The following is a 1,365-nucleotide window of genomic DNA, read 5'->3' as shown; positions in this document are numbered from 1 at the left end:
GTTCACGTCGATCTCGAAGCGATCACCGGCCGGAACACAGCCGACCCTGCGGTGCCGCCTTCCGTCCTCGACGGAGCTTCACGCCTTGCGTTTCTAGGCCGGCACATCCGGCCACGGCCCGAGCGGCGCGATCGTGTAAGGCAGATCCACCAGCGCGCGGTATGGCTGATGCTCCGCGTCCCACTTCCTGTTATTCCGCGTGAGCTGTTCCGCCAGCACCAGCCGGCCGTTCCTGTAGAGCAGGGCCGGGATCGCCGCATCGTACAGCAGGAGGTAGGCGTCCGCGTCGGGATAGGCCTTGAGCAGGGCGATGACCCCGCGGACTGTCTCTGTGTTATACTGGCGGCTCAGCGTGGGATCACGCAGACTGAACCAGACCGAGCGGGTGGCCAGCACGCCGTTGTCCGGTCGCAGTCTATGGCCCGCGCCGAGCGCCGGATCATCCTTCTCGATGATGGTGACCAGCGTCGCCCTGCTCGCAGCCTGGCTGATGTGCTCGAAATCCGGCAGCGCTTCCAGTCCGATCCCGGCCCGTACGAGTGCATCGCGCAGATCATGGCGAGAGGCCGACGTGTCGAGATGAAATCCTTGTTCGATGCCCATCGAGAAGCCTTGTCACGGGAAAGCGCGGCCGAGCCCCGCCGCGGTGAGGGTGAGCACTTCCTTCAGGCCCGGCACCGGATCGGCGCGCAAGGCCGCGCGGACCGCGGCGTCCGTCTGGGTCGTATTGCGCAGATCGACCACCACGCGGTCTGTCTGTTTCTTTTCGACGACCTTGACGTAGATGCCGCCACGGACGGCCTCGGCTTTGTCGACCACCGGCGTGTAGGTGTCGAAGACGCGGCCGTTGAGGAGCAGGTCCGGGTTCCTGGTCGGATTGAGGCCGAGGTCCTCCATCTGCTTCGGAGCCAGTGCCGGTGCCGGACCGACGGTTGGGTTCTGGACGACCGCGTAGCCCTGCGCCGCCAAACGGTCGGCGACTTGGTTCTCCGAGTCGACCTGTTGCTGATCATCAAGCTCCGCACCCTCCACATTGCTCGAACGCAAGCCAGACGGCGTGCCGTTGATTGCTCCCATCGGTCGCGTCAGACCCGGATCGGACCGGCTCTCCAGTGCGGTGGGTCCGGCAAGGCCCGGATCGGCCGCCCCGAACCCCGGCAGCGGCGGCAGCGCCTCCGGAGGCGTCAGGCCCGGCACCGGCGGGGCCGACGGCGCGGCGGTGAGGCCCGGCAGCGGGCCGGCGACGCCCGGCGCCTCCGGGGTGACCCCTTCGAGGCCCGGCAGCACCGGCGCCGGCGCCATCCCGGGCGGCCCGGCGGAGGGTGGCGGATCGGCCGCCAGCAGGGCGTTCACGTCGATCTCGAA

The 1,365-nt window shown here is 68.6% G+C and carries 2 protein-coding genes; both read right to left on the bottom strand.

Annotation, left to right across the window (positions count from 1 at the left end):
* Nucleotides 1–93 precede the first annotated feature (93 nt).
* On the bottom strand, nucleotides 94–603 hold the full coding sequence (locus MFF42_RS05840; protein ID WP_238254898.1) for a hypothetical protein: 510 nt from the start codon (nucleotides 601–603) through the stop codon (nucleotides 94–96).
* Between the two features lie 12 nt (nucleotides 604–615).
* A partial coding sequence (locus MFF42_RS05835) for a CdiA C-terminal domain-containing protein (RefSeq protein ID WP_444980414.1) occupies nucleotides 616–1,365 on the bottom strand: 750 nt, incomplete at its 5' end.

Source organism: Methylorubrum podarium, from assembly GCF_022179745.1.
GTDB classification, from domain to species: domain Bacteria; phylum Pseudomonadota; class Alphaproteobacteria; order Rhizobiales; family Beijerinckiaceae; genus Methylobacterium; species Methylobacterium podarium.
This window is presented reverse-complemented; position numbering and strand designations above follow the sequence as displayed.

What these genes read in the sequence shown, in the direction of transcription:
- MFF42_RS05840 (WP_238254898.1), bottom strand. Translation starts at nt 603, where the DNA reads ATGGGCATCGAACAAGGATTTCATCTCGACACGTCGGCCTCTCGCCAT.